At 39.9% G+C, this 24387-nt stretch carries 18 protein-coding genes and 1 pseudogene; 13 read left to right on the top strand and 6 right to left on the bottom strand.

Annotation, left to right across the window (positions count from 1 at the left end):
* Together ACFE93_RS26865 and ACFE93_RS26870 are read left to right on the top strand one after the other, a co-directional pair.
* Nucleotides 1-475, top strand: a 475-nt coding sequence (locus ACFE93_RS26865; RefSeq protein WP_375477895.1) for a hypothetical protein, incomplete at its 5' end; no start/stop codon positions are given.
* Nucleotides 462-1484: a DUF6745 domain-containing protein gene (locus tag ACFE93_RS26870; protein ID WP_375477897.1), complete on the top strand. Its 1023-nt coding sequence runs from the start codon at nt 462-464 to the stop codon at nt 1482-1484. The genes ACFE93_RS26865 and ACFE93_RS26870, both read left to right, overlap by 14 nt.
* A 32-nt stretch (nt 1485-1516) precedes the next feature.
* Here ACFE93_RS26870 and ACFE93_RS26875 read toward each other — a convergent pair whose 3' ends face one another.
* Nucleotides 1517-2206 carry a Uma2 family endonuclease gene (locus ACFE93_RS26875; protein ID WP_375477899.1) on the bottom strand — a complete coding sequence of 230 codons (690 nt, stop codon included), beginning with the start codon at nt 2204-2206 and terminating at the stop codon, nt 1517-1519.
* A gap of 431 nt (nt 2207-2637) precedes the next feature.
* Between ACFE93_RS26875 and bchB the strand changes: the two genes are divergently transcribed.
* From bchB to ACFE93_RS26890, 3 genes are all read left to right on the top strand, one after another.
* Entirely contained in the window at nt 2638-4164 is a 1527-nt protein-coding gene (bchB, locus tag ACFE93_RS26880; protein ID WP_375477901.1) for a ferredoxin:protochlorophyllide reductase (ATP-dependent) subunit B, read from the top strand.
* Between the two features lie 163 nt (nt 4165-4327).
* Nucleotides 4328-4714, top strand: coding sequence for a hypothetical protein (locus tag ACFE93_RS26885; protein WP_375477903.1), 387 nt, complete (start codon nt 4328-4330; stop codon nt 4712-4714).
* A 16-nt stretch (nt 4715-4730) separates the two neighbouring features.
* Nucleotides 4731-5081 carry a hypothetical protein gene (locus ACFE93_RS26890; RefSeq protein ID WP_375477905.1) on the top strand — a complete coding sequence of 117 codons (351 nt, stop codon included), beginning with the start codon at nt 4731-4733 and terminating at the stop codon, nt 5079-5081.
* Nucleotides 5082-5331: 250 nt separating this feature from the next.
* On the opposite strand, the gene ACFE93_RS26895 is transcribed toward ACFE93_RS26890, so the two are convergent.
* Nucleotides 5332-6060 carry a hypothetical protein gene (locus ACFE93_RS26895; protein ID WP_375477907.1) on the bottom strand — a complete coding sequence of 243 codons (729 nt, stop codon included), beginning with the start codon at nt 6058-6060 and terminating at the stop codon, nt 5332-5334.
* 1116 nt (nt 6061-7176) lie between these two features.
* On the opposite strand from ACFE93_RS26895, the gene ACFE93_RS26900 reads away from it, so the two are divergent.
* Nucleotides 7177-10344: a plasmid replication protein, CyRepA1 family gene (locus ACFE93_RS26900; RefSeq protein ID WP_375477909.1), complete on the top strand. Its 3168-nt coding sequence runs from the start codon at nt 7177-7179 to the stop codon at nt 10342-10344.
* A 23-nt stretch (nt 10345-10367) separates the two neighbouring features.
* Here ACFE93_RS26900 and ACFE93_RS26905 read toward each other — a convergent pair whose 3' ends face one another.
* Nucleotides 10368-10508 carry a hypothetical protein gene (locus ACFE93_RS26905; RefSeq protein ID WP_375477911.1) on the bottom strand — a complete coding sequence of 47 codons (141 nt, stop codon included), beginning with the start codon at nt 10506-10508 and terminating at the stop codon, nt 10368-10370.
* Nucleotides 10498-12108: an acyl--CoA ligase family protein gene (locus ACFE93_RS26910; RefSeq protein WP_375477913.1), complete on the bottom strand. Its 1611-nt coding sequence runs from the start codon at nt 12106-12108 to the stop codon at nt 10498-10500. The genes ACFE93_RS26905 and ACFE93_RS26910 overlap by 11 nt, the downstream gene beginning before the upstream one ends.
* Nucleotides 12109-12335: 227 nt before the next feature.
* On the opposite strand from ACFE93_RS26910, the gene ACFE93_RS26915 reads away from it, so the two are divergent.
* The gene (locus ACFE93_RS26915; RefSeq protein ID WP_375477915.1) at nt 12336-14153 is read left to right on the top strand and encodes a tetratricopeptide repeat protein; all 1818 of its coding nucleotides are present in this window, start codon (nt 12336-12338) and stop codon (nt 14151-14153) included.
* Between the two features lie 101 nt (nt 14154-14254).
* On the opposite strand, the gene ACFE93_RS26920 is transcribed toward ACFE93_RS26915, so the two are convergent.
* Entirely contained in the window at nt 14255-15466 is a 1212-nt protein-coding gene (locus ACFE93_RS26920) for an FAD-dependent oxidoreductase (protein WP_375477929.1), read from the bottom strand.
* A 290-nt stretch (nt 15467-15756) separates the two neighbouring features.
* Between ACFE93_RS26920 and ACFE93_RS26925 the strand changes: the two genes are divergently transcribed.
* The 4 genes from ACFE93_RS26925 (at nt 15757) to ACFE93_RS26940 (ending at nt 20427) form a co-directional block, all read left to right on the top strand.
* The gene (locus ACFE93_RS26925) at nt 15757-16467 is read left to right on the top strand and encodes a pentapeptide repeat-containing protein (protein WP_375477917.1); all 711 of its coding nucleotides are present in this window, start codon (nt 15757-15759) and stop codon (nt 16465-16467) included.
* Between the two features lie 351 nt (nt 16468-16818).
* A complete protein-coding gene (locus ACFE93_RS26930) occupies nt 16819-18294 on the top strand; it encodes a pentapeptide repeat-containing protein (RefSeq protein ID WP_375477919.1) in 1476 nt (491 codons plus the stop codon).
* 301 nt (nt 18295-18595) lie between these two features.
* Nucleotides 18596-18826, top strand: coding sequence for a hypothetical protein (locus ACFE93_RS26935; RefSeq protein WP_375477921.1), 231 nt, complete (start codon nt 18596-18598; stop codon nt 18824-18826).
* 296 nt (nt 18827-19122) lie between these two features.
* Nucleotides 19123-20427, top strand: coding sequence for a P-loop NTPase fold protein (locus ACFE93_RS26940; protein ID WP_375477923.1), 1305 nt, complete (start codon nt 19123-19125; stop codon nt 20425-20427).
* Nucleotides 20428-20468: 41 nt separating this feature from the next.
* On the opposite strand, the gene ACFE93_RS26945 is transcribed toward ACFE93_RS26940, so the two are convergent.
* Nucleotides 20469-20675, bottom strand: a complete 207-nt coding sequence (locus tag ACFE93_RS26945; protein WP_375477925.1) for a hypothetical protein — start codon at nt 20673-20675, stop codon at nt 20469-20471.
* A gap of 118 nt (nt 20676-20793) precedes the next feature.
* Here ACFE93_RS26945 and ACFE93_RS26950 point away from each other — a divergent pair, with 118 nt between their 5' ends.
* The gene (locus ACFE93_RS26950; protein ID WP_375477927.1) at nt 20794-21912 is read left to right on the top strand and encodes a hypothetical protein; all 1119 of its coding nucleotides are present in this window, start codon (nt 20794-20796) and stop codon (nt 21910-21912) included.
* A pseudogene (locus ACFE93_RS26955) lies at nt 21913-24387 on the top strand (hypothetical protein); the annotation flags it as partial. It abuts the gene before it with no gap.

The following is a 24387-nucleotide window of genomic DNA, read 5'->3' on the forward strand; positions in this document are numbered from 1 at the left end:
AATGGGGAATGGGGAATGGGGAATAGGGAATGGGGAAGCAAGGGAGCAAATAGCAGAGGCGAAAGATGTAAAATTTTTCATTCTCCCCAATGCCCACTTTCATAAAGCTTGTGCCAAAATTAAACCAAACTTGAGAGCAAAAGCGAAGTGGGGTTTGTACCCATGTCAGGAAAGCAAAACTATGCAACCGATTCGTCAAGGCGATGTAATCTTACTGCCTGTGCAGCAAATTGAAGGACAAAAAATACCTCACTTAACTTTGGCAGAAGGGGAAGTTACAGGGCATAAGCATTGCATTACTGAGGGAAAGGCAGAATTATACGAGAAAGATAGCACACTTTATTTGCGTGTCTTTTCAGACTCGGCATTGCTAGCTCATGAGGAGCATCAAGCTATTTCTATTCCCCAAGGTGACTGGATGGTGAAAATTCAGCGGGAATACGAGCCTGAAGGTTGGCGTTATGTCGCTGATTGAAAAGCTAACGCCTGAGCAAGAGGCTTTGATTCCAGTTTATCGGGAAAAGTGGAGAGCGATCGCGCTTTCAACTGAGAGAATAAATAGGAAAAAAGCTGTAAAATCGATAAATAAAGCCTATGCTTTAAATGATTTAGCTAAACCTGAGATTATATTTATTGATAGTCCTCGTACTGTTATATCTTATAGCAGGTTTAGTGTATGGATAGAACCAAGAGGAGAACTAGATAGCTACCTTTCAAGTCAGTTTCGCAATCAACTTGGAAAATCTATCTGGAACTTAATTTCGGCAAACCTTTTTCATACTATTAATATTGACCAGGAGATATTAATAGATTTATATTCTTCTATAAAATATTTAACTGTAGACAAAAGATTTAAAATAGATGGATATAATACTTTTGAACCAAAATACTGGTTAGCTTATAGCTGTTTATTTGATTTTTGTACTTCTGTTTTAAATTGCGCTTATCCAGCAAGACATTTGCAAGCTGTACAGGATGTAGCTGAATATTGTGGCTTAATTTTTTGTTCAGAAAGTCTAGTAGTCATCTGTGAGCGCCCCACAAAATTATCTTTTGATAATCAAAATCGCCTCCACGCTGAAGGCGAACCAGCCATTGAATTTACAGATGGATATAGCCTCTACTCCTACCACGGTGTAACCTTGCCTGAAAAATACGGTAAAGTCCACCCGCAACACTGGCAATCTCAATGGATTTTAACAGAAGAAAATGCCGAACTACGGCGAGTATTAATTCAGGGTATCGGTTACGCCCGAATTTGCCAAGAATTACAAGCTATTGAATTAGATAATTGGCAAGAATATACATTATTAAAAATTGATAACAATGTGGATATAGAGCCGATTTATTTATTAAAAATGACTTGCCCTAGCACAAGCTTTATTCATGCCTTGCGAGTTCCACCAAGTATGAACTCAGCGCGTGAAGCGATTCGCTGGATAAATTGGGGTGTAGATCCAGAGGAATTTAGTGTGCAAACTTAATTGCTTAAAAGACTTTCCCGATTTATTACGGGTTAATAACTACTCAATTTCTTGATAAAATCTCCATGTTCAGCAGACTGCAAACCTGCTTGTAAAACCTTCAACACCCCCTGCATATTACCTGCTAATAACTCCGTCGCCGCTAACCACAACCCTGGAAATACCCGACTTCGCAAAATGCTTTCATTGTCAGGTACTAATTCTAGATATTCACCCTGTTCAAGAAAAAACCAAGTCAATTTTTGGTCTAAAACTTGCCAAACAACATATTCTTTGACACCGTTGCGACGATAAGCCTGTTTTTTGCCATGAAGGTCAATAGCCGCACTACTAGCAGCAATTTCCACAACTAACTCTGGCGCACCTTCAATATAATCATCTTCACTCAGCCGCGTTTGACCTCCTGCTTCTGGTTCAATCAACAGAACAGCATCGGGTTGAGGTTCGTTATCTAAGTCTAAGCGGACGGTAGGTTCAACTCCCAACGCTACACCAGAAGTCGCAGCTTCGTAAGTAACTAACCAACCAATAATCCAACCATGCGGTTGACCGTGACTTCGGAAACGCAAAGCAGCAGGCATAATATAGACAATCCCTTCGGTTAATTCAGCTTTTTTTAGGTTAGGGGTGGCATTATAGCGACGCTCAAATTCGTAGCGGGTGAGTTTATCGCCATTTTCCAAAGGAGGAATTGTCCAAAGCTGGGAGGGTGTCTTCACCATAATTGTTATGAAAATTAGCTTGTGTACATCCTAGCGAATTAAGTAAAAACGCAATTGACTAGGGAATGAGAGATAAATCAACAAATTTACTTGAATATTAAGATTTTTTTCCAAAATCACCAGCAATATTGTTTAAATTGATAGCTGCATCCCAAGCATTAAATAGGTTTCAGCTATATCGCCTCACCTAAAACCCGCAACAAACCTTATTTTTTTTCAGCCAGCAGGTTTGAGAAAATCAGAAACGATTTAATAATCAAGTACTTATAAGTAGATGGGCTGAATTCAAAGATAATACCTCTCTCCAAACCTCTCCCCTTCCCTGCTAAGGGCACGCTGGGCGATTGCACGAAGGGGTTGGTGGTAAGCTCTATCTTATATTTTTTACGCCCACTTACTTAGTTATTTGAGTTTAAAAGGGACACACAAACATGAAATTAGCTTACTGGATGTATGCTGGCCCAGCCCACATCGGCACTCTGCGAATCGCTAGCTCTTTTAAAAATGTTCATGCGATCATGCACGCCCCACTTGGCGATGACTACTTTAATGTCATGCGCTCTATGCTATCGCGGGAGAGGGATTTTACCCCGGTGACAACCAGTGTCGTCGATCGCAACGTTTTAGCACGCGGCTCCCAAGAGAAGGTGGTAGATAACATCGTCCGCAAGGATGCCGAGGAACACCCAGATTTGATTGTGTTAACTCCCACCTGCACCTCTAGCATTTTGCAAGAGGATTTGCACAACTTTGTCGAACGGGCGCAGTTGGAAGCAAAAGGAGATGTCATGCTGGCGGATGTGAACCACTACCGCTACAACGAACTGCAAGCTGCCGATCGCACTTTGGATCAAATTGTCCAATATTACATCGAAAAAGCCCGGAAGCGGGGCGAATTGGCACAGGGCAAAACAGCAAAGCCCTCGGTTAACATTATCGGTACTACCACCCTTGGTTTTCACAATAATCACGACTGCACCGAACTCAAACGGCTGATGGCTGACTTGGGAATTGAGATAAATACTTTAATTCCTGAAGGTGCTTCAGTGAACGACTTGAAAAAGATGTCCCAAGCTTGGTTTAACTTAGTGCCTTACCGCGAACTCGGTTTGACCACAGCCCGTTACTTGGAAGAACAATTTGGCACACCTTATATAGACATTACTCCAATGGGTGTAGTGGAAACTGCCCGTTGTATTCGCAAGATTCAGCAGGTAATTAACGCTCAAGGTGCAGAAGTTGATTATGAAGACTTCATCAATGAGCAAACCTTACATGTCTCTCAGGCTGCTTGGTTCTCCCGTTCGATTGACTGTCAAAACTTGACTGGCAAAAAAGCTGTAGTCTTTGGTGATAATACCCACGCCGCCGCCATTACCAAGATTCTGGCGCGAGAAATGGGGATTCATGTTGTTTGGGCTGGAACCTACTGTAAATATGATGCAGATTGGTTCCGCGAACAGGTTAGCGAGTATTGCGATGAAGTGCTAATTTCCGAAGATCATGGTGCAATTGGGGATGCGATCGCTCGTGTCGAACCCTCTGCCATTTTCGGCACTCAAATGGAACGTCACGTTGGTAAGCGTTTAGATATTCCCTGCGGCGTAATTGCTGCACCAATCCACGTCCAAAACTTCCCCATTGGTTACAAACCATTTATGGGTTACGAAGGTACGAATCAGATTACAGATTTGATCTACAATTCCTTCACTTTGGGAATGGAAGATCACCTATTAGAAATCTTCGGCGGTCATGATACCAAAGAAGTTATTACTAGGGGAATTTCTGCTGATTCTGATTTGAATTGGACAAAAGATGGTCAAGCAGAATTGAATAAGATTCCGGGATTTGTTCGTGGAAAAGTGAAGCGTAATACTGAGAAATTTGCCCGCGATCGCGGTTTAAAAGAAATTAATGCTGAGGTGTTGTACGCTGCGAAGGAGGCTGTTGGGGCTTAGATTAGCGGTTAATCTAGAAGATTGAGGGGTGAGGAGTTATGTATACTCTTTACCCCATTTTTTTGCTTTAGTGATAAAAATTAAATTATGAGATATCATAGATTTAATATTAATTTTTTTTATATATTTCTCTCAATAACTATTTAAAATAACTAAATTAAATATGAACGATGACAAAGCGGCATTGTTTACGGCACTGTGTCAGGCTGGTATTAAGCACAGTCCAGAAAAGGTTGTGCAGATTGCCAAGCAAGCTGATGGCAAAATCGTATTTTTAGAAGAGGGCAAAGCTGGTAGAGGAGGAAGGGGACTAGCGCACATCTTAGAGAGACATCAAGAGGACTTTGCCAGACGTGGAATCTCCGAAAATGAAATCCCGGATGCTGTTATGGCTGCTGTGACAAGAGGAAAGTTTCTGAGTTATCAACGAACAATAGAACCTCGCCGGAAAATCTATGAAGTAATTTTTAATGGACAAACACAATACATAGCAGTGACGATAGGCGATAATGGTTATATAGTCGGAGCTAATCCCGCCTCGTTACCATAATTTCACCTGAAGAGCTATGGCAGTAAAGATAAAATTAATGGCTGATTATGGGTGCGATCCCTTATGGTGGGCAGATGCTGATAAAGTTGGTAATATCGATCCAGCAAGACTGCCCCTCAGTCAAGAAACCATTAGCCATTTGAGAAAATGGGCATCTGCTTACAATGAAACATTAAATTGGCAAGATCCTGCTAACTCACCAGATTTGAGTGCAGAAGCTGAAGCGGCTTTTGAAGAAGAAGGAATTAGTCTGTGGAAGCAACTGCAAACAGAACTTACACCGAATTATCAAGTTGTTTATTTCAGTGAGCTATTAGACAAGGTTTTAACTCATCCTAGTGAATTAGAAGTTTTACCTGCTATTTAGCAATGATTTCACCTAACATAATATAAATTTAGTGCAGCACCAATAAATTTAATTGCGATCGCGGTTTCAAGGAATTAATGCTGAGGTATTGTACGCCGCGAAAGAGGCTGTCGTAGCTTAGTTTAGCGGGTTAGCGATTTTTAATTTTGAGATTAACTTCAATCGTTTGGCTGATGTTTCAGCCAAACGATTGATTTTTTAGTAGTATTACTCAGGGCAGCTGTAGTCAGTTTAGTTCAGTATTTCACTTTTATTTTTGGATTTGTTCCCATTCCCCTTGAATACTTTCTAATACTTTCAAGGTACGATTTAAACGAGCTTTCTTTAACTCAGGAATCTCTTTTTGGAATAAATTCGGAGAATTTATTACTTTATGTAGTTCAGATTGAGTGGAATGCAAGCGATCGCTCAAACAGCGTTCAAAGACTTCACCATTATCACTGCTCACATTTTCTACTAATTGACGATATATATACTCTTTAGAACTGATTTGACCTTTGAGGTCAGTATTAACAATTTCCTCGATTAACTTGTGGTAGCAGTCAGATAAGGAATCAGATAGTGCGGCTGGCGTAGGTTCTGCTGCTAGATTATTTGTTTCAGAAGTAGAGGGATCGGATATTTCTTCTTTCGTTGGCGTTACAAAAGTTTCCTCAGAACTAGGGGATTCTTCTTTAGTTGGTGTTGGTAAAGTTTTCCGAGAATTTGTAGGCGAAGAATTCGCTTTAGAATTAGATAAGTAATAATCTGCTAAAGAGCCGCAGAGAAACTCTTCACGAAAGCGGTTTATTTTGGCACGTGACTGGATTTTGCGGTAACGACGTTTCTGATACCATAAACCAGAAATGAGTAAGCCTGCGATCGCTCCTATGCCAACTCCTGTCATAGCAACTTTGGCATCTTCTAAAGCTTGATTTTGTTGCCCAGATTCAACAGTCGGATTGGAAGATGCACTTTCAGCAATAGTATAGTCACTCACTGAATTTAGCTGCACGCTAGTGGCGAGCCCCGCAGCCGACAGCATTAATTTAAATATTAACTTTGATTTCCACATAATGTTACAGTTTAAAAATATGTTGTCATTTCTGGAGATTAATTGCCTCCCCCAAGAGTGAATAGTTAATAATCAAACTAACTAGATCCCTCTTTTACTAAATAAGTTCCACTCTACTCATATAGAAAATAAACTTTCTCAACAGTAGTTTGCGGAAGATGTTCTTATTTTTTAACATTATTTGTGCGTTTAGGAATTTTGACAAAGCCAGATGTTAATACCATTTCTCAAAGTATCTGTATGAGGTATTTCGTCAAATGGTGATGATTTATAGCGATCGCATAATCAAGCAGCATTGAGTTCAGTAGGCAATAGTCGAGGATGTGCGATCGCCACGAGGCTCTTTGTTGGTATTACACATTACTAAGCATCAAGTCTATAATGACATGAAATTGTTAGTGCAAAATCAGAAGTTGGCATGGATGTCATCAGTGCGTCATCGATTTAATTTCTCTGTGTGCAGTTTTGTTTATAGAATAGGGGCTGTTTATAAAGCAGATTGAACTCATTTGGAAAGTTGTTATTTATTTTACCTCCAATCAGCTTTTGGAGTTACCGTGACTACTTGAGTAAAAGTGTTACGTCAAGGTATCTGTACTAGCTGCGATCGCAAAGATAAGTTAACACTCAAGGCTATCTTAAACCTTTAAAGCGAGGTTAAAGGGTTCTGTAGTGCGAGCATTTTTGTCTTTATTCATAGAGGTCAGATCTCACAGATGAGGTGTGGTAGAGGTAAAGGCTCAGTGTCAAGCTTTTTTTAAACTTGATGAATATATTACCTCATAGCGATACATATAGCGATCACATTCCTTAACGCAGAAATTTACTGATAAATAAAAATTAAAAGCGAACAAATATCACAATACAAAATTATTACTTCAGCGATCTAATAGGCAGAATAACCCACTAACTCTATAACCGATGTGCCTCCAAAAGGGAAGTAAAAAAAGCATCATAAAAGCCTCGCAATCTCGCGTATTAAAAAAAAGTAGATGCATGTTAGTGTTTTAATCTCATTGTGTTCCCTTCGAGGCTTTCCCTATGCATCTGCACTATTTACACCCCCAACACCTTAAAGAATTAGTCAAGAGTAGTGGTATAGACTTACACTTAGTGCATCTCAATTTTAGGTCACTCCAAGGCGTAACAGCTTATGAGTACCTGCTGATTTCTGAACTACTCCCCCGTACCAATACCGGAATGGTAAAAAGTAGTTGGTTGCAGCGTTATGCTCACATCACTGAAGGTGGTTGGTGGTGTTCGGGACTAGACCCTCTGAATAATTGGCAAATGATGGAATGGGGATGCTTTAAGCCAAACCAACCCCGACAAAATCACAATGGGAAGTCCATCAAGTACGAGCATCCACCCAGCACGCCAACGCGAGTGTTTTGTTTGCGGGTAACTTTGCAAGTGTGGCAGCAAGTCGCTGGGCGTTACAATCTGGTCATGCCTGACAATATCACTATTACTGATGATGGTGAAGCTAGGGGCTTTTGGCAATGGGTGATGCAACAAAACATTCCCCTGATCATCTGCGAGGGTGTAAAAAAAGCAGCCACGTTGTTGACACAAGGATATGTAGCTATTGCCATACCCGGAATTACCAGTGGTTATCGGGTTGTGAAAGATGAATTTGGTAAAGTTACCCGTCGTCAGCTAATTCCCGATTTAGCAGCGTTTGCAATTACAAAACGCAGCTTTTACATTTGCTTTGATTTTGAAACTCAACCCAAGACAATTGCTGCTGTAAATAATGCTATTTCTCAACTTGGTTGTTTATTCCAGCAAAAAAATTGTTTGGTTAAAGTCATCGAACTTCCAGGAATGGAAAAAGGGGTTGATGAATTTATTGTTACTAAAGGTGCAAGTAGTTTCGAGAAAGTTTATCGCCAAGGTGTTGATTTAGAGATTTATCTTGCTCAAACCAAACCCCACACCGAGTTAAGCATTCCTGCTGCACTCACCTTCAACCGTCCTTATATAGGTGAAATACCTTTCCCTCCCTCTGGATTAGTAGGCGTAAAATCAGCAAAAGGAACGGGGAAAACTACAGCACTACAAGGCGTTGTTCAGCAAGCGAAAACTAAAAATCAACCTGTTTTATTAATTACTCATAGAATCTTACTTGGACGATTCTTGTGTGAAAAAATTGGTATTCAATGGGGAACACATAAAGAAGATGGGGAGAAAAAGATTGATAAAACACTTACCCCCGCTCCTCCGATTCTCCGCTCTCCCTTTGCTCAACAATCCCTCGGCTTATGCGTTGATTCGATTTGGAAACTTAACCCGGAAAATTGGCGCGGGGCAATAGTCATTTTAGATGAAGTAGAGCAATCTTTATGGCATCTGCTAAATAGTAATACTTGTAAGCATAAACGGGTAAAAATATTAAAGTTATTCCAGCAACTCATTGCGACAGTTTTAACAAGCGGGGGGTTAATAATTGCCCAAGATGCTGATTTATCAGATGTTTCTCTTGAATATTTACAAGGATTAGCAGGAATTAAACTAACACCTTGGATAATTCTCAATCAGTGGAAGCCTCAACAAGGTTGGGACGTGACTTTTTATGATTCGCCAAACCCAACACCCCTAATTCACCAACTAGAATTGGATTTACTTGCAGGACGTAAATGTTATGTTACTACTGATAGTCGGGCTGGGCGTTATAGTTGTGAAACAATTGAACGTTATCTAAAAGAGCGACTACAAAAATTACGGCGACAATATCCTAAAACTCTGGTAGTTAGTAGTCACACTATAAACACACCGGGTCACGCAGCAGTTGATTTTATCGCAGCGATTAATCAAAAAATATCTGAATATGACGGCGTTTTTGTTACCCCTAGCCTTGGTACAGGAATTAGTATTGATGTCCAACATTTTGACCGAGTTTATGGAATTTTTCAAGGGGTAATTCCTGACTCGGAAGCAAGACAAGCGCTAGCAAGAGTTAGGGATGATGTGCCGCGTGTTGTCTGGTGCGCTAAACGAGGTATTGGTTTAATAGGTAGTGGGAGTACAAATTATCGCTTGTTATCTGATTGGTATCAAGAAAATCAAAAAGAAAACTTAGCTTTGCTGAGTCCCCTACATAAAATAGATGTGGATTTACCTTTAGTTTATGACCCAATTCATTTGCGAACTTGGGCAAAACTATCTGCAAGAGTAAATGCTTCGATTCGCCTCTATCGGCAATCTATGCAAGACGGTTTAATTGATGATGGACATAAAATTCAGGTGCGGAGTAATGCGGTTAACAATAATATTATTCGAGATTTACGCCTAGCTTTTTTGGCAACTGATGCAGGTGATTTGGCTACTCGTAAAAGGTTAATTTTAGAAATTGTTAAAGTTCAAAAAGATTGGGCACAAAGTCGTCAAAAAGCTAAAGAAATTAAACGCAAAATTAAAGAGATTAAGCAACAAAATCAACTATCGATAGCAACTGCTGTAGCTAATGCTAAAGATATCAATTATATGGAATATGAGCAGATGTTAGTTAAGCATTCCCTAACGGATGGAGAACGCAACCAAATCAACAAATATATTCTTACACAAAGGTATGGTATAGAAATTACTCCTTGGCTAAAATTGCAGGATGAACAAGGATATTATCGTCAACTGTTAATTCACTATTATTTAACTCACGAGAGCGAGTATTTTCATGTCAGAGACGAGCAAGAATGGCATCAGCAATTGTCTTGGGGTGAAGGGAAAGTTTTTTTACCAGATTTAAAAACTTACACGCTAAAAGTTGAAGCTATGAGAGCTTTAGGAATGCTTCAGTTTCTTGAATTAACACGAGAATTTACTGAGAACGATCAAGATTTGATATTGTTAAAAAATATCGCTTTCCAGCATAGTAAGCATATTAAAAGAGCGCTTGGTATTAATTTAATTGGAGAGAAAGAGCAGGTTTCGGCAATAAAAATACTCAGCCGACTATTAAATTTGTTGGGTTTGAAGCTAAAACGAGTAAATGATGTTTATCAAATTGACCTAGAAACGCTATATGATGGCAGGGAAAAAATATTTGCTGTTTGGCATCAACGAGATGAGTTGATGTTGGCTCATATTAAGAGTGTTGGTTATGAGTTTCCTGATTATTCTTCAGAGTGGAAATTTGAAATTACACAAACTAAATCTGTAAAGGCAAACTATATGATGTCTATACCTACTCTTCCGTTATCCAAGATATAGTAATCCTGAATTATTCTTGAGTATTACAAGCCGCAGATACCCGACTTTGTAAAAGTTAATTCATCCTGATTTAACCACTGCCCGAAAATCAAATTACGCTCATCATCAGGGGCAACAAACGGGTAAAATTGGTAGTAAATTTCGATATCGCAACTAACTGCCATAAATCTTTTTTTCATAACCTATCCATTCTTTCTCTCGTAACAGATACTTTTGAATTTTCCCAGTGCTAGTTTTTGGCAGAGTAGTAAATTCAATCGTCGTAGGGCATTTAAAAGCAGCAATTTGATGGCGGCAGAATTGGATTAATTTTTGTTCTGTAACTTGCGCGTTTTCTTTGAGGGTAACAAAAGCTTTTGGCACTTCACCACGCTTGGCATGAGGTACAGCAATAACTGCACACTCTAACACCGCTTCATGGCGGTAAAGACATTGCTCAACTTCAATACTAGAGACATTTTCCCCATTTGTAATGATGATATCTTTGATGCGATCGCGCACTTCAATATAACCGTCAGGGTGCATTACTGCTAAATCACCGCTATGAAACCATCCTCCTCTAAATACCCTTTCGGTTGCTTCTGGGTCATTATAATAGCCTTTCATCACCATATTTCCCCGCATCACCACTTCCCCCATTGTTTCACCGTCCGCCGGGACATCATTCATATTTTGATCTACAACTCGCAAACCATCTGCACCGATATAAGGTACGCCTTGGCGTGCCATAAGTTTTGCTTGTTTTTCAATATTTAAATTATTCCAATCTGATTGATATTCACAAACACTATATGGGCCATAAACTTCTGTTAAACCATAAACGTGAATAATTTTTGCGCCAATGTTAGTAAGTTTTTCAATCAATATTGGTGATGGTGGTGCGCCTGCTGTAGTAATAGTTAGAGGTTTTGCTAATAATTGCGGACAGTCTGGATGATTGAGGAGAGAAATTAAAATTACAGGTGCAGCATTTAAATGAGTTACTCCAAGTTGTTGAATTAACTTCCAAATATTAGCGGGGTTAAACTTACGCAAACAAATATGAGTACCACCGATAGCAGTTACCGCCCAAGTAAAACACCAACCATTGCAGTGAAACATAGGCAGAGTCCATAAATAAACTGAGTTAGGTGTTAGTGTTGTTTCAATTATTTCTCCTAAAGAGTTAATATATGCGCCGCGATGAGAATACATTACACCTTTGGGTTTCCCAGAAGTCCCACTAGTGTAATTAATAGAAATCGTATCCATTTCATCCGTAATTACCCAAGATAAAGGAGTAAGAGTACCAGTTTGGAGAAATGCTTCATAATCCTCTCCATCTATAGGTTCAAATCCTTCAATATCACTGATATTGATTATATATTTAACAGTTTTTAGACTATTTTGAATAGGTCGAATTATATTTGCTAACTCTGTATCAATAAAGAGAAATTTAGCACCGCAATCATTCAAGATATAAGCAACTTCTTGGGGAGCTAAACGAGTATTAATAGATACTAGAATACCTCCTGTTAAAGGCACAGCAAAATGGGCTTCCAGCATGGGTGGAGTATTGAAACAAAAAAAAGCGACGCGATCGCCTTTTTCAAGTCCAGCATGATGCAGTGCTGAGGCTAGACAATTTATCCGCTCTGCAAATTCCCTGTAAGTGAAGCGTTTTTGATTATATATAATAGAAACTTTATGACTATAGACTTTAGCATTACGTTGAATAAAAGTTAGAGGTGTGAGAAAGCTGCGCTCAACGGCTTCAGGGTTCATGGCTAATACTAACAGTAATTATTTACAAAGGAGCATACCATACGCTCATGTAGCAACTATCTCTCTTTCATCAGTCTAGGCGATCTGCTTTTAAATAAATTAAACCCGTTCGCAAGATTAAAAAAATCCTTGCGACAGGCACAATAGTAGTTGGAATGATTTTTAAAACATATCGTTAAGAATCCTAATGTTTTAGGCTAGAAAATGTCAAAAGCCAAAAAAGTTATATGAATGCTGAAGATTTTTTCAACCAAGGATTAAACCACAATTTGCAAGGAGACTATCAAGCTGCGATCGCAGCTTACACCCAAGCAATCAAGTTAAATCCTGACTATGCCGAAGCTTACCATAATCGAGGGCTGATTTTAAGCAGTCAACTCAAAGATTATCGCAATGCGATCGCTAACTTCAATCGCGCCATCGAAATCAATCCCAATTTTGCCATAGCCTATTACAACCGGGCTAATGCTCGTTACTTTCTAGTCGATTATCAAGGCGCGATCGCAGATCATAACGTCGCATTACAAATCGATCCTAATCTGGCGCAATCTTACCACAGCCGAGGGAATGCCTACTTTGCTTTAGAAAACTACGACAAAGCGATCGCAGATTATATTCAAACAATAGAAATGAGTACCCAATTAGCTGATAATATCAATATTGATATTGCTAATGCTTATCATAATCGGGGCGTAACTCGTTTTGAACGTGGCGATCATCAAGGTGCGATCACAGATTTTCAGCAAGCTTTACAATGGTATCCCCATTTTGCCGCAGCTTACAGCAATCGCGGCAATATTCACCAGATTTTAGGAAATTATCAGGAAGCGATCGCTGACCATAACCAGGCATTACAATTAGATCCTAACTTGGCGGAAGCTTATCATAACCGAGGTAATGCTCACTACGCTTTAGCAGATTATCAAAGGGCGATCGCAGATTACAACCACGCCCTAAAAATCAATCCCAACTTTGCTGGAGCGTACTATAATCGGGGTCTGGTGCTTGCTCACCTCAAAAACTATCACGGAGCAATTGAAGACTTTAACCAAGCATTAAAGCTGAATCCTGATGATGTGCAAGCTTATTGTGAGCGAGGTCTGGTTCGTAGTACTCTTGAAGACTATCAGGGTGCGATCGCAGATTATGACCAAGCGTTACAAGAAAACCCGACTTTAGCTTTAGTATACGGCTTTCGGGCAAATGCTCGTCGCCGATTGGGAGACTATCAAGGTGCAATTGAAGATAGCAATCGCCTTTTACAACTCAATCCTAATTTAGCTGAAGGATATTGCGATCGCGCGGCGGCTCGTCGTTCTGTAGGAGATCATAAAGGAGCAATTAAAGATTACGATCGAGCATTACAAATTAATGATAACTTAGCCGCAGCTTATTATGGTCGGAGTATTGCCCGTGAAGCTCTGCAAGATTTACAAGGAGCAATTGATGATAACACTCAAGCCATAAAGCTTGTTCCTGATTTTTCCCAAGCGTATTGCAATCGGGGAAATGCTCGTCGTCTTTTGGGGGATGAACAAGGAGCGCTCGCAGATTATAATCAAGCATTAAAAATTAATCCTGATTTAATTGAAGCATATTATAACCGAGGTTCTACACATTATGCTTTAGAAGCTTATGAAAGTGCGATCGCAGATTACACCCAAGCTTTGCAAATCAATCCCCAATCTGCTGCATTTTACAGCGATCGCGCTAATGCTCGCTATGCCCTAGAAGATTATCAAGGGGCAATAGAAGATTACAGTCGAGCGATCGCGCTTGACCCCAGCTTTGCCGAAGACTGGTACAATCGGGGTCGTAGCCGTTCTTTGTTGGGAGACTTACAAGGAGCGCTTGCAGACTTAAACCAAGCCTTACAGCGTCAGCCTAATTGGGCTTCAGCTTACATTCTCCGGGCAGATGTCTACCGAAATCTGGGAGATTCTCAAGGAGCAATTACCGATTTCCAGAAATCCGCAGACTTATATTACCAAGAAGGAAATATCCAGTATTACCAACAAATTATTGAGCTAATTGAACAGCTTTGAAAAACCCCACCCCGCCAAATCTGTGCTTTGTCTCCCCTCCCCGCTTGCGGGGAGGGGTGCAATGACTGTGGGAATCGCAACTAAATTATCCAGACATGATATTATTCAAAGCGAAAGCGTTCCATGAAGCGGCGGTCAATCCAATCTTTGTAATACCATAAGAGTTTGTGGGGTGGTAAAATAAAAGTGCCTCGTGTTGCGTAGGCGTAGCCCATCGTAGATATCGCTCGTTTGTCTCCTGTACCAATTAAACTCAAATATTGTTTCTGTGGCCTATAAGGTTTAAGTGACTTACCTAATAAAATTCCCTGCAAATTCTCAAATAAAGGTTTACCTTGCCTAACAGCAAATACCCCAGCTTTCGGGCGTGGATGATTTACCATTGTGGCAATGTCACCAGATGCAAATACCTGCGGGTGCGTTTGAGATTGCAGCGTGTCTTCTACCAAAATAAAACCTTGCTCATCAGTTCCTAGTCCAGCGTTTTTTAACCATTCGGGTGCTGATGCTTGTGTTACCCAAAAAATTTTATTGCACTCTACTGTCAAACCAGATTTACATTTTATTTCAAATACTTCTTTAGCTTCATTATGGGTTTTAGGTGCAATTTTACACACAGTTTCTCCCAGATGTAACTTAATACCTCGATCAGTTAAAATGTGCTGAAATTGATGCCGCACTGATTGATGATAATTGGGCATCAATTCTTGTCCACGCTGGAATAAATGAATTTCTTGGTTTTGAATAGGTTGTTGAGTTTCATCCAAAATCCGATGTAAACGAGATTGCATCGATAGCGCTAATTCTACACCGCCAGCGCCTCCACCTACGATCGCAATCCTAATTGGTTCTTGAGGATTTTTACCTACGGTTTCAACTAATTTATGCCAATGCTCTAATAGCTGCGATACTGGTTTAGCTGCGATCGCATATTCTGCCGCACCTGATACAGATATTGTAGCCGGAGTGCTGCCAATATCAATAGACAGCACATCAAAATCTACCACAAGTCCGTTAGCACAGAGAACTTTGTTGTTTCTCAAGTCAAGGGCAACTACCGTGTCAATATATAATTGTGCTTGAGCAAAGTTCACCAAGGGTCGTAAGTCAATATGGCATTCATTATGGCTGTAAAATCCGGCAATGTGTCCTGGTAACATCCCAGAGTAGGCTGTCTCTGATGCTGTGGTAATCAGTATTAAACGTACTCCTGTTAACGGTTTGATACCGAACATTTTCATAACAATAGCATGGCTGTGACCGCCACCAATTAACACCACTTTTTTAACTATTGGTTGTATATTTTGCTGAATTATAATAGTCATTTTTATTTAATCAATGATTATAAATAAACCAAAATCATCATGATGAGCGTTAATTGTCAGTGAAGACTAAAGACTAGCGAAAACAACTGATTATTGAAAACGGTAAGAGTCTGTATGCTTATATCTAGTTACTCGAAAGTTAGATTTTATATTTTGTTGGTTACATTAGGATATTTTAGCATTAACTATATATCAAACAATAGCAGATACGAATATTTAATTCAATCAAAAATAGGTATTTGAATTTATTTTCATTAATTATTAATGCTTTTAATGCCATGAAAAATATTTTATCAAAAAATCACATTCAGCTATCGAAAATATTCTTGTGGATACCTGTTTTCCAGCAACAAGTTAAACAAAATCAACATTATTCGCTAAAAAGACGCTTAAGAATAGCAACTGAACAGCTTGGAAATAATACTATAGAAACCACTGTAGCTGTAATTAATGATTTAGAACAAATTGCCCATAGTCATCCACAATACCACTGGACGATCGTAGACATTCTTACTACTTTTGTACGAAAAAATGCTCCTTATATGCCCCAAGAGGAAGTAACGAGCAACCTGTCAACAAAAGTTCGTGTAGACATTCAAGCCGCGCTGACTGTTATCGCCAGAAGAGATGCAAACAAAGACCCAGTAAATCAGCAACTTGATTTGAGCTTCACGGATATGAGAGGGGCAAACTTGAAAGGGGCGAATCTACAACAGATAAATCTCTATCAAGCTAATCTAGCTGGGGCTAATCTCAGAAAAGCTAATCTAGCGGGGGCAATACTTAGTGCAGCTAATCTAGAAGGAGCTAATTTATATCTAGCGAACTTAGAAGGAGCAATCCTCAGTGCAGCTAACCTTTCTGGAGCTAACCTTTCTGGAGCTAACCTGCATCGTACTAGTTTATATTTAGCTAGCTTGCATGGGGCAATTCTCAATAACGCCATACTTGATGGCGCAAACCTCAGAGAAATCAAATTCTCTGAATAATATCATATCCGCTTGATTACTGATTCAACCTTAAAAACTTTACCCTGCCAAAGCGTAGCTTTGTCTCCCATACTCTTAGTAAGGGGACGGGATTAAGGAGTAGGATGCAAGCAATGAGGTTTTTTCCCTATTCCCCATTTCCTATTTTCAGGGAAATTCGTAATTCTTGTAGCACAAGCGTTTTATTGATTTGGAATGGTGGTTTCTTGATGTCGTGATGTAAAAGTATATTCGATATCATTGCTTAGTTCAATGAGTGTTTTGACACCTATTATAATTTTCTGCTAAATGCTATACTATTTTTCCTCAACATCTAAGTAATAATTCTAGGTTGTAAGGAAAATTTTTACCATGTCTTCTAAAAAGACAGACGCTCTGTTGAATTGGTTGATAACTTTAACAGTTATATTTGGCTGCTCGTTGACTGTAATTTTCTTCGCCTTGTCTAGTATTAAAGAATTGTCAATTCAAGAAAAAATCCAGTATAGAAACCAAGCTTTAACAACTACTGCAATAGTTTTTCTGGCATCGGCAGCAATGTTTAATACTTATTATGCAGCAAGGCGTGCCCAAGCGATGCACAAGAGTGCGATCGCATCTGAGAAAAACTTAGAAATTGGCCTGCAAAATGCCAAACTCAATCAAGACAGATTGATTGCAGAGCGCTTTATGGGCGCAATTGCCCAGCTTGGTCATGAAAAGGTTGAAACTCGGACAGGCGCAATTTATGCTTTAGAAAGAGTTGCTCAGGATTTTTCTCAAGAACACTGGACAATTATGGAAATTCTCACAGCCTTTGTGCGAGAGAATGCACCCATCCAGTACGAAAAAGGGGAGCAACAAAAGCCGGAATATCAAGGAGCAGTTTACTCAAGTAAGAGTAGAAGTGGGTCGCGTCTGACACCGCAGGTAGAGCAAAATCTCCATGAAGAATTTCCAAAAATACGCACTGATATTCAAGCAGCCCTTACTGTTATCGGTAGGCGTAATTTACTCGAAGACCCAAAAGATCAGAAACTTGATTTACGTAACACCGATATTAGACAAGCAGACCTGCTAAAAACTAACCTGCAACAAGCTGATTTACGTGGGGCTGACTTGAGTGGGGCTGACTTACGTGGGGCTGACTTGAGTGGAGCAGACCTTACTGGCGCTAAACTTATTAGGTCGATTCTTTATGAAACCAAATTACTAAAAGCTAGTTTATATGGAGCCAACCTTTGTTGGGCTAACCTGAATCGTACTGACCTCTCTGGAGCAAACCTGCGTTCAGCCAACCTCTGTGGTGCAAGTCTGCGTGCAGCTAATTTACAGGGAGCGAACCTTTATAAAGCTAACTTACAACAAGCGACCTTAAAAGTTGCTAACCTCTCTGGAGCAAAGTTATTTTTAGCTAACTTGCAAGGAGCAAAATTGGGTAAAGCCAACCTGCGCCAAACGGGTTTAATTGGTGCTAATCTCTGTGGGGCGAACTTAAATGGAGCTAACCTTTCTGGGGCTAATTTGAATGCAGCCAAACTCCACCAAACAGAAATCTATTTTGCCAACCTTTCGGAAGCCAGCTTAACTGAAGCTGACTTATATCAGGCTAATCTGATTGGAGCAAACCTGTATAGGGCAACCTTTTATCAAGCTAACCTGACTCAGGCAAACCTCATGGGGGCTAACTTTTCAGAAGCTAATCTCAGTGATGTAAAACTGGAAGGGACTATTTTGACAGGAGCGAAAAACTTAGAGTTGCACCAGATTAGAGAGGCGCTTGGCGATCGCACCACTCGCCTACCTGATTATATCGAAGCACCGACACATTGGCGGCAATCTGGTTAAGCGATCGCAGCATCATTAGTTATTTGGGCGCATTCTACCAGTTTTACTTAATGCTATAGTTTTTACTAAAAGTCTCCGTAACAATTCTGGAGATGAACAAGATGAAAGCTATGTCTGATAACAACACAGACACAGCGAGAAATTTGTTTATAGTTCTAATTTTATTTATTAGATTATTTATTCATTTAGCGAAAAACAAGAAATAGCAATAGATGAGAGTACTGCTACCCTTTATGGCTTGTAGGAGAATATAGAAGAGAACAATCTTGCCTACAGTATTAATTAATGTTGAGGGAAAACCATGCAATCAGCTTTACGTATCACAACCAAAGTTTTACCAGGAAACAAAATAGAAATTGAAATTCCAGAAGCTGAAATAGGCGATAGCGTTGATGTATTTGTGATTTTACCAGAAAAAACTGAACCTAAATATCGTTCTGTACTGGACATTATAGAAGAAAGCCGTAGGAGACACCCTTCTCGAACTGCTGAGGATATAGACAGACAATTACAAGAAGAACGCTTATCATAATTAAAAATTAGTAGACCAAATTAAACTCATTCTTCTGGCGATCGCACAACCATCCTACCGGAAAATCTTTAACCACCCGAACATTGGAAAGGTTAATCAGCTATTTCAGACTTGTGTATACACCGTAGCCTCGCTTACGAGGAGGGGTTGGGGGTGGGGTTGATCTGAATTCTGTTTAATTAAACAGACAAAAATAATCACTCAATCTGAAGAAGTTTTTTCCGAAATAGCCGCTTTATCGTCTGTATAATCACTGAAATGGGCAAGAGCCTTAGGCTGATTTCGGGTAATTTGTGATGAAACTAGATTTAGTCAGGTTTTTTCAAGCTTGCAACCCCAGTAAAACTCTGGTCGTGAGCAAACCGGAGGATAGACAATATTATATTGATTTCTCTAAAGTGCGTGGTGCCAAGATTATTGAGGAACTTGGGCGAACTATCACCCGCCTTTCACCTGAGCAACCCACTTGTCAATTGTTTACCGGACATATCGGTTGTGGCAAATCCACTGAATTACTGCGGCTAAAGGCAGAGTTAGAGCAGCAGGGATTTCATGTGGTTTATTTCGAGTCTAGCCAAAGCCTGGATATGGCTGATATTGATGTTACAGATATTTTATTAGCAGTAGCTCGTGAGGTTAGTCAAAGTCTGGAAGCAATCAAAATTAACCTCAAACCAGGATACTTTAAAAATCTGTTTACGGAAATTTCTGAGTTTTTGCAAACGCCCCTAGATATAGGCGTTGAGGCGGAATTATCTGTAGGTATTGCCAAGATTACCGCTAAAACTAAAGATAGTCCCAAACTTCGCTCTCAGTTACGGCAATATTTAGAACCGCGCACCAACGGCATTTTAGAATCAATTAACAAAGAATTGCTCAAGCCTGCTAGAGAAAAACTCAAGCAGCAGGGTAAAAAAGGACTAGTGGTAATTATAGATAATCTCGACAGAGTGGATAATTCTCAAAAACCTTCCGGTCATTATCAGCCAGAATATCTCTTTGTGGAACGGGGCGAACAGTTAAACCAGCTAAATTGTCATGTTGTTTATACCATTCCGTTAGTGTTGATTTTTTCCAACGCTTTAGGAAGGTTAACAAATCGCTTTGGCGTAGACCCGAAGGTTTTGCCGATGGTTCCTGTGGAATTACAAGATGGTTCGCAATTCTCACACGGAATTGTACTGCTGCAACAGATGGTTATGGCCAGGGCTTTTCCTGGTGTTAGTTGGGAACAAAGTCGAAATTTAATTACTGAGGTTTTTGATAGTCCTGATACTTTAGAGCGACTTTGCCAAGTTAGCGGTGGTCATTTGCGTAACTTGTTAATGTTATTGTTTCGCTGTCTTCAGCAAGAAGACCCACCTTTGTCGCGGGAGTGTGTGGATAGGGTGATTAAACAACGCCGCAATGAGCTAACTTTGGCAATTACGCCTGATGAATGGGAATTACTACGTGAGGTAGCGCAAGAGAAAAACTTGAGAGGTCACGAAAGATACGAACTTTTGCTCCGCAGTATGTTTGTATTTGAATACCGGAATGAGGATGGTTCGTGGTTTGATATCAATCCGATTTTGGCAGAAGCCAAGGAATTTAGGTTATAAATCGGCAGTAGAGGCGTCAGCCCCTTTGGGGAAGTCAAAAGTCAAAAGTCAAAAGTCAAAAATTTTGAATCCCATAAATAAATTTCGGGGCTTGTACCTTTTTCTTTCTGGTCAGCAATTATGGGAACCGTATCAGCAAGTGCGGGAGCTACATCAACAAGTGCGGGAGCTACATCAACAAGTGCGGGAGCTACATCAGCAAGTGCGGGAGCTACATCAACAAGTGCGGGAGCCGTGTCAGTTGTCATCTTCACAACTACAGCTTTTTACAACTAGCAGAAATCGTCCTTTCTGCCTCCTGCCTGCTGCCTCCTGCCTCAAAACCCGTAGCTTTATACTTCATGCAAAAGAAAACTGCTTTATGTTATGAGTAATCAGCAAGAGCCAGAAAATTTAGCCTTTGACAATGAGCATTCATTGCAAACTCTGGTGCGAACAATTACCCTTTCTCAGGAAGCATTTTCGCTGATTTTACTGCGCTGTAACTATGCTGATTTACGTCAGCGTATGGTAGAACGCCTGCGCCAATTATCTCCTGTACACATTCGCGAAATTACCTTACCTGCATCAGTCAAAACGCTTTACACAAATATACGCGAACAATTGGGAGATGAACAGCCACCTGCGTTGATGATTTTTGGTTTAGAGTCGGTTAAAGATATTGATACAGTTCTGACTTCAGCTAATCAAGTACGGGAGGAGTTTAGAAAGAACTTCCCGTTTCCGATATTGTTGTGGGTTAATGACCAAGTTCTGCAAAAATTTATTCGATTAGCAACTGATTTAGAGAATTGGGCAACTATTATTGAGTTTGAAAACCCTACCGATGAGTTAGTCAACTTCCTTCAGCAAAAAACTGATGAAATCTTTGCTGGTAATATCACGCCCAATTCCCAAATGTGCCGGGAACTAGAAACCGCCCGTGAAGATTTGCAAAATCGAGGAGAAGTATTAGAAGCAGCACTTCAAGCAAGTTTAGAGTTTTTGCTTGGTTTAAATGATTATCTACATGACCAGATAGATTCTGCTCTATCACATTATCAACAAAGTTTAGAGTTCTGGCGACAAAGTAATTATTTAGAGCGACAAGGTATATTACTCGTTAATATTGCTTCAGCTTATAACCGCCAATCGGAAAAAAATCAGACAGAAAATCAACGCTATTGGCAAGAGTCGAGAAATTACTTTCAGCACGCGATTGAGATTTTTGAACAAGCACAACGTTCAGATTTAGTTGCAAAACATATTACTAAACTGGGTGAAGTGCTACGACGTTTACAAGCATGGTCAGAGTTGCAAATCCTTGTGGAAAAATCTCTGCCGCTACATCAAAATTATGGCACGCCGTTGCAGTTGGGTAAAGATTATGGTTTTTTGGCAGAAGTAGCCTTAGAACAGTCACGCTGGCAAGAAGCTAATCAACTTGCTGGACAAGCATTGCAAATATTAGCTGATATCCCTAATCTTCAATCAAATGAATTTTGATTGCATCGGTTTATTTTAGCAAAATCTCAACAAGGTTTAGGTCAATATCAAGTAGCGATTAATAGTTTAAAAACTGCAAAGCTGGAAAGTAATCATCAGTACAACCCACAATTATATATATCTATATTAGAAAGGTTGCGTTTACTCTACTTTGAACAAGGTGAATATCTAGATGCTTTTAAGAGTAAGCAAGAACAATTACAAATTGAACAGCAATATGGTTTCCGCGCCTTTGTTGGTGCATCTTATCTCAACCCGCAGCGACAAGCAATTAATTCTGCACAATTGCAAGTAGAAAATCCTGAAACCATTGCTGAAGAAATTGCCGCTTCTGGTCGGGGACAAGATGTGAAGCGGTTGCGAGAAAGAATTGGCGGGACTGAGCATAAATTGACTGTAATTCATGGTCAGTCAGGAGTGGGTAAAAGTTCGATTTTGCAGGGTGGGTTAATCCCAGCACTGCAACAGCAAGCAATTGGTGAGCGAGATGCTTTACCTATTCTGTTGCGAGTTTATACAGATTGGGTGGGAATGTTGGGGCGGAGTTTGGCTAAGGCATTTGAGGAAGTTAGAGGTATTCAATTATCTGTTAATCTTGATTCTTCAGCCGCTATTTTAGAACAATTGCAGAGAAATGCTGACCGAAATTTGTTGACGGTTTTAATGTTTGACCAGTTTGAGGAGTTTTTCTTTGTTTATCCAGACCAGGGTCAACGACGAGAATTTTATGAGTTTTTACGAATTTGTCTGGATATTCCTTTTGTCAAAGTAATTCTATCTTTACGGGAAGATTATTTACATTATTTATTAGAGTTAGACCGTCTGTTTGATTTGAGTGTAATTAATAATAATATTCTCGATAAAACTAATCGCTATTATTTGGGTAACTTTTCGCCAGATGATGCTAAAGCTGTTGTGCAGAGTTTAACAGCACGCTCTCATTTTTATTTAGAGCCTATATTGATTGAGCAATTAGTGCGGGATTTAGCAGGTGAGTTGGGGGAGGTACGCCCGATTGAGTTACAAATTGTGGGGACGCAATTGCAAACTGAGAAAATTACAACTTTAGAAAAGTATCGTCAGTTTGGCACTAAAGAAAAACTGGTTGAGCGATTTTTAGAAGAAGTCATTCATGATTGTGGTTTGGAGAATGAACAGGTTGCTCGACTGGTCTTATATTTACTCACAGATGAAAATGATACTCGTCCCCTGAAGACTCGTGCTGAGTTAGCAGCAGATTTGCCAGCAGAAGTTGATAAACTAGATTTGGTCTTAGAGATTTTTGTGGCATCAAGGTTAGTGTTGCTATTACCAGAATCTCCGGCTGACCGTTATCAATTGGTGCATGATTACCTTGTGTCGTTCATTCGCCAACAACAGGGCAATGAAATATTAGCAGAACTAGCTAGAGAGCGAGAACAACGCTTGCTAGCAGAGGAGAAGCTGATATTATCAGAACTAGCTAGAGAGCGAGAACAACGCTTGCAAGTAGAAGAGAAGCTGAAGCGTGAACAAGATGCAAGACAGATATTAGTTGATGCTCAACAAGAAGCCAAGCGACAAATTCGCCAAGGGCGGATGGGGTTGATGGTGAGTTCTGGTTTAGCGGTATGTCTATTATTATTGGCAGGTATATCATCAAGATATGCATTTAGTCAAATTCAAGTGGCTAGAGATGCTGAAAATAAAAAACAAGTGGCAGAAAATAAATTTACAACTGCTGAAGCCAATTACAATCAAGTAACTCAACGCTTGCAAGCTACACAAAAGCAACAGGTAGTAACACAAAATAAAGCGGATGAATTAGAAACTAAGAAGAAAGTTGCAGAGCAAAAATTTCAAGCAGCGCAGAAGAATCAGCAAGCCGCAGAAGTAGAATCAAAATTAGCAAAACAAAAAACTCAACAGGCAAACCAAAACTTACTGGCTGCTAAAATAGACTTGGAAGAGGTAAACCAGAAAGCCTCAGAATTACAAGAGAAAAATGCCCTAGCACAGGAAATAATTAAAACTGCAAGCGAAAAAGTAAAAACTGTTGAAGTAAAATTACAACAAGCAGCGACAAAACAACAGCAAGCAGAATCTCAAGCTCAACAAGCCCAAACCACCCTCAACCAAGCGCAAGCAAAACTTGCACAAGCACAGAAAGCAACAAAAGCAGCAGAAGCAGCACAAAAAGAAGCACAAAAGGGAACGGAATTAGAACGGGCAGGTACTAACGTCTTAAGACAGTTTGAGTATGCAGGCGAGTTAGAATCGTTGGTGGCAGGAATGCAGAGTGGGAAAGAGTTAAAAACTTTGGTAAAAAATGGTCGCCCTTTAGAAGAATATCCAGCTATCAGCCCTATTTTTGCTTTGGATAGTATTCTTGATAAAATTAAAGAACGTAATCAGTTTCAAGGGCATCAAGGCTTAGTCTTAAGTGTGAGTTTCAGCCCGGACGGCAAAACCATCGCCACGGCATCATCTGACAAC

Origin of the sequence: uncultured Nostoc sp., from assembly GCF_964247315.1 — a bacterium.
Classification (GTDB): Bacteria; Cyanobacteriota; Cyanobacteriia; order Cyanobacteriales; family Nostocaceae; genus Nostoc.

Excerpts from the sequence above, each read along its gene's own strand:
- ACFE93_RS26870 (WP_375477897.1), top strand. The coding sequence starts at position 462 with ATGTCGCTGATTGAAAAGCTAACGCCTGAGCAAGAGGCTTTGATTCCA.
- ACFE93_RS26875 (WP_375477899.1), bottom strand. The coding sequence starts at position 2,206 with ATGGTGAAGACACCCTCCCAGCTTTGGACAATTCCTCCTTTGGAAAAT.
- bchB (WP_375477901.1), top strand. The coding sequence starts at position 2,638 with ATGAAATTAGCTTACTGGATGTATGCTGGCCCAGCCCACATCGGCACT.
- ACFE93_RS26885 (WP_375477903.1), top strand. The coding sequence starts at position 4,328 with ATGAACGATGACAAAGCGGCATTGTTTACGGCACTGTGTCAGGCTGGT.
- ACFE93_RS26890 (WP_375477905.1), top strand. The coding sequence starts at position 4,731 with ATGGCAGTAAAGATAAAATTAATGGCTGATTATGGGTGCGATCCCTTA.
- ACFE93_RS26900 (WP_375477909.1), top strand. The coding sequence starts at position 7,177 with ATGCATCTGCACTATTTACACCCCCAACACCTTAAAGAATTAGTCAAG.
- ACFE93_RS26905 (WP_375477911.1), bottom strand. The coding sequence starts at position 10,508 with ATGGCAGTTAGTTGCGATATCGAAATTTACTACCAATTTTACCCGTTT.
- ACFE93_RS26910 (WP_375477913.1), bottom strand. The coding sequence starts at position 12,108 with ATGAACCCTGAAGCCGTTGAGCGCAGCTTTCTCACACCTCTAACTTTT.
- ACFE93_RS26915 (WP_375477915.1), top strand. The coding sequence starts at position 12,336 with ATGAATGCTGAAGATTTTTTCAACCAAGGATTAAACCACAATTTGCAA.
- ACFE93_RS26925 (WP_375477917.1), top strand. The coding sequence starts at position 15,757 with ATGAAAAATATTTTATCAAAAAATCACATTCAGCTATCGAAAATATTC.
- ACFE93_RS26930 (WP_375477919.1), top strand. The coding sequence starts at position 16,819 with ATGTCTTCTAAAAAGACAGACGCTCTGTTGAATTGGTTGATAACTTTA.
- ACFE93_RS26935 (WP_375477921.1), top strand. The coding sequence starts at position 18,596 with ATGCAATCAGCTTTACGTATCACAACCAAAGTTTTACCAGGAAACAAA.
- ACFE93_RS26940 (WP_375477923.1), top strand. The coding sequence starts at position 19,123 with ATGAAACTAGATTTAGTCAGGTTTTTTCAAGCTTGCAACCCCAGTAAA.
- ACFE93_RS26945 (WP_375477925.1), bottom strand. The coding sequence starts at position 20,675 with ATGACAACTGACACGGCTCCCGCACTTGTTGATGTAGCTCCCGCACTT.
- ACFE93_RS26950 (WP_375477927.1), top strand. The coding sequence starts at position 20,794 with ATGAGTAATCAGCAAGAGCCAGAAAATTTAGCCTTTGACAATGAGCAT.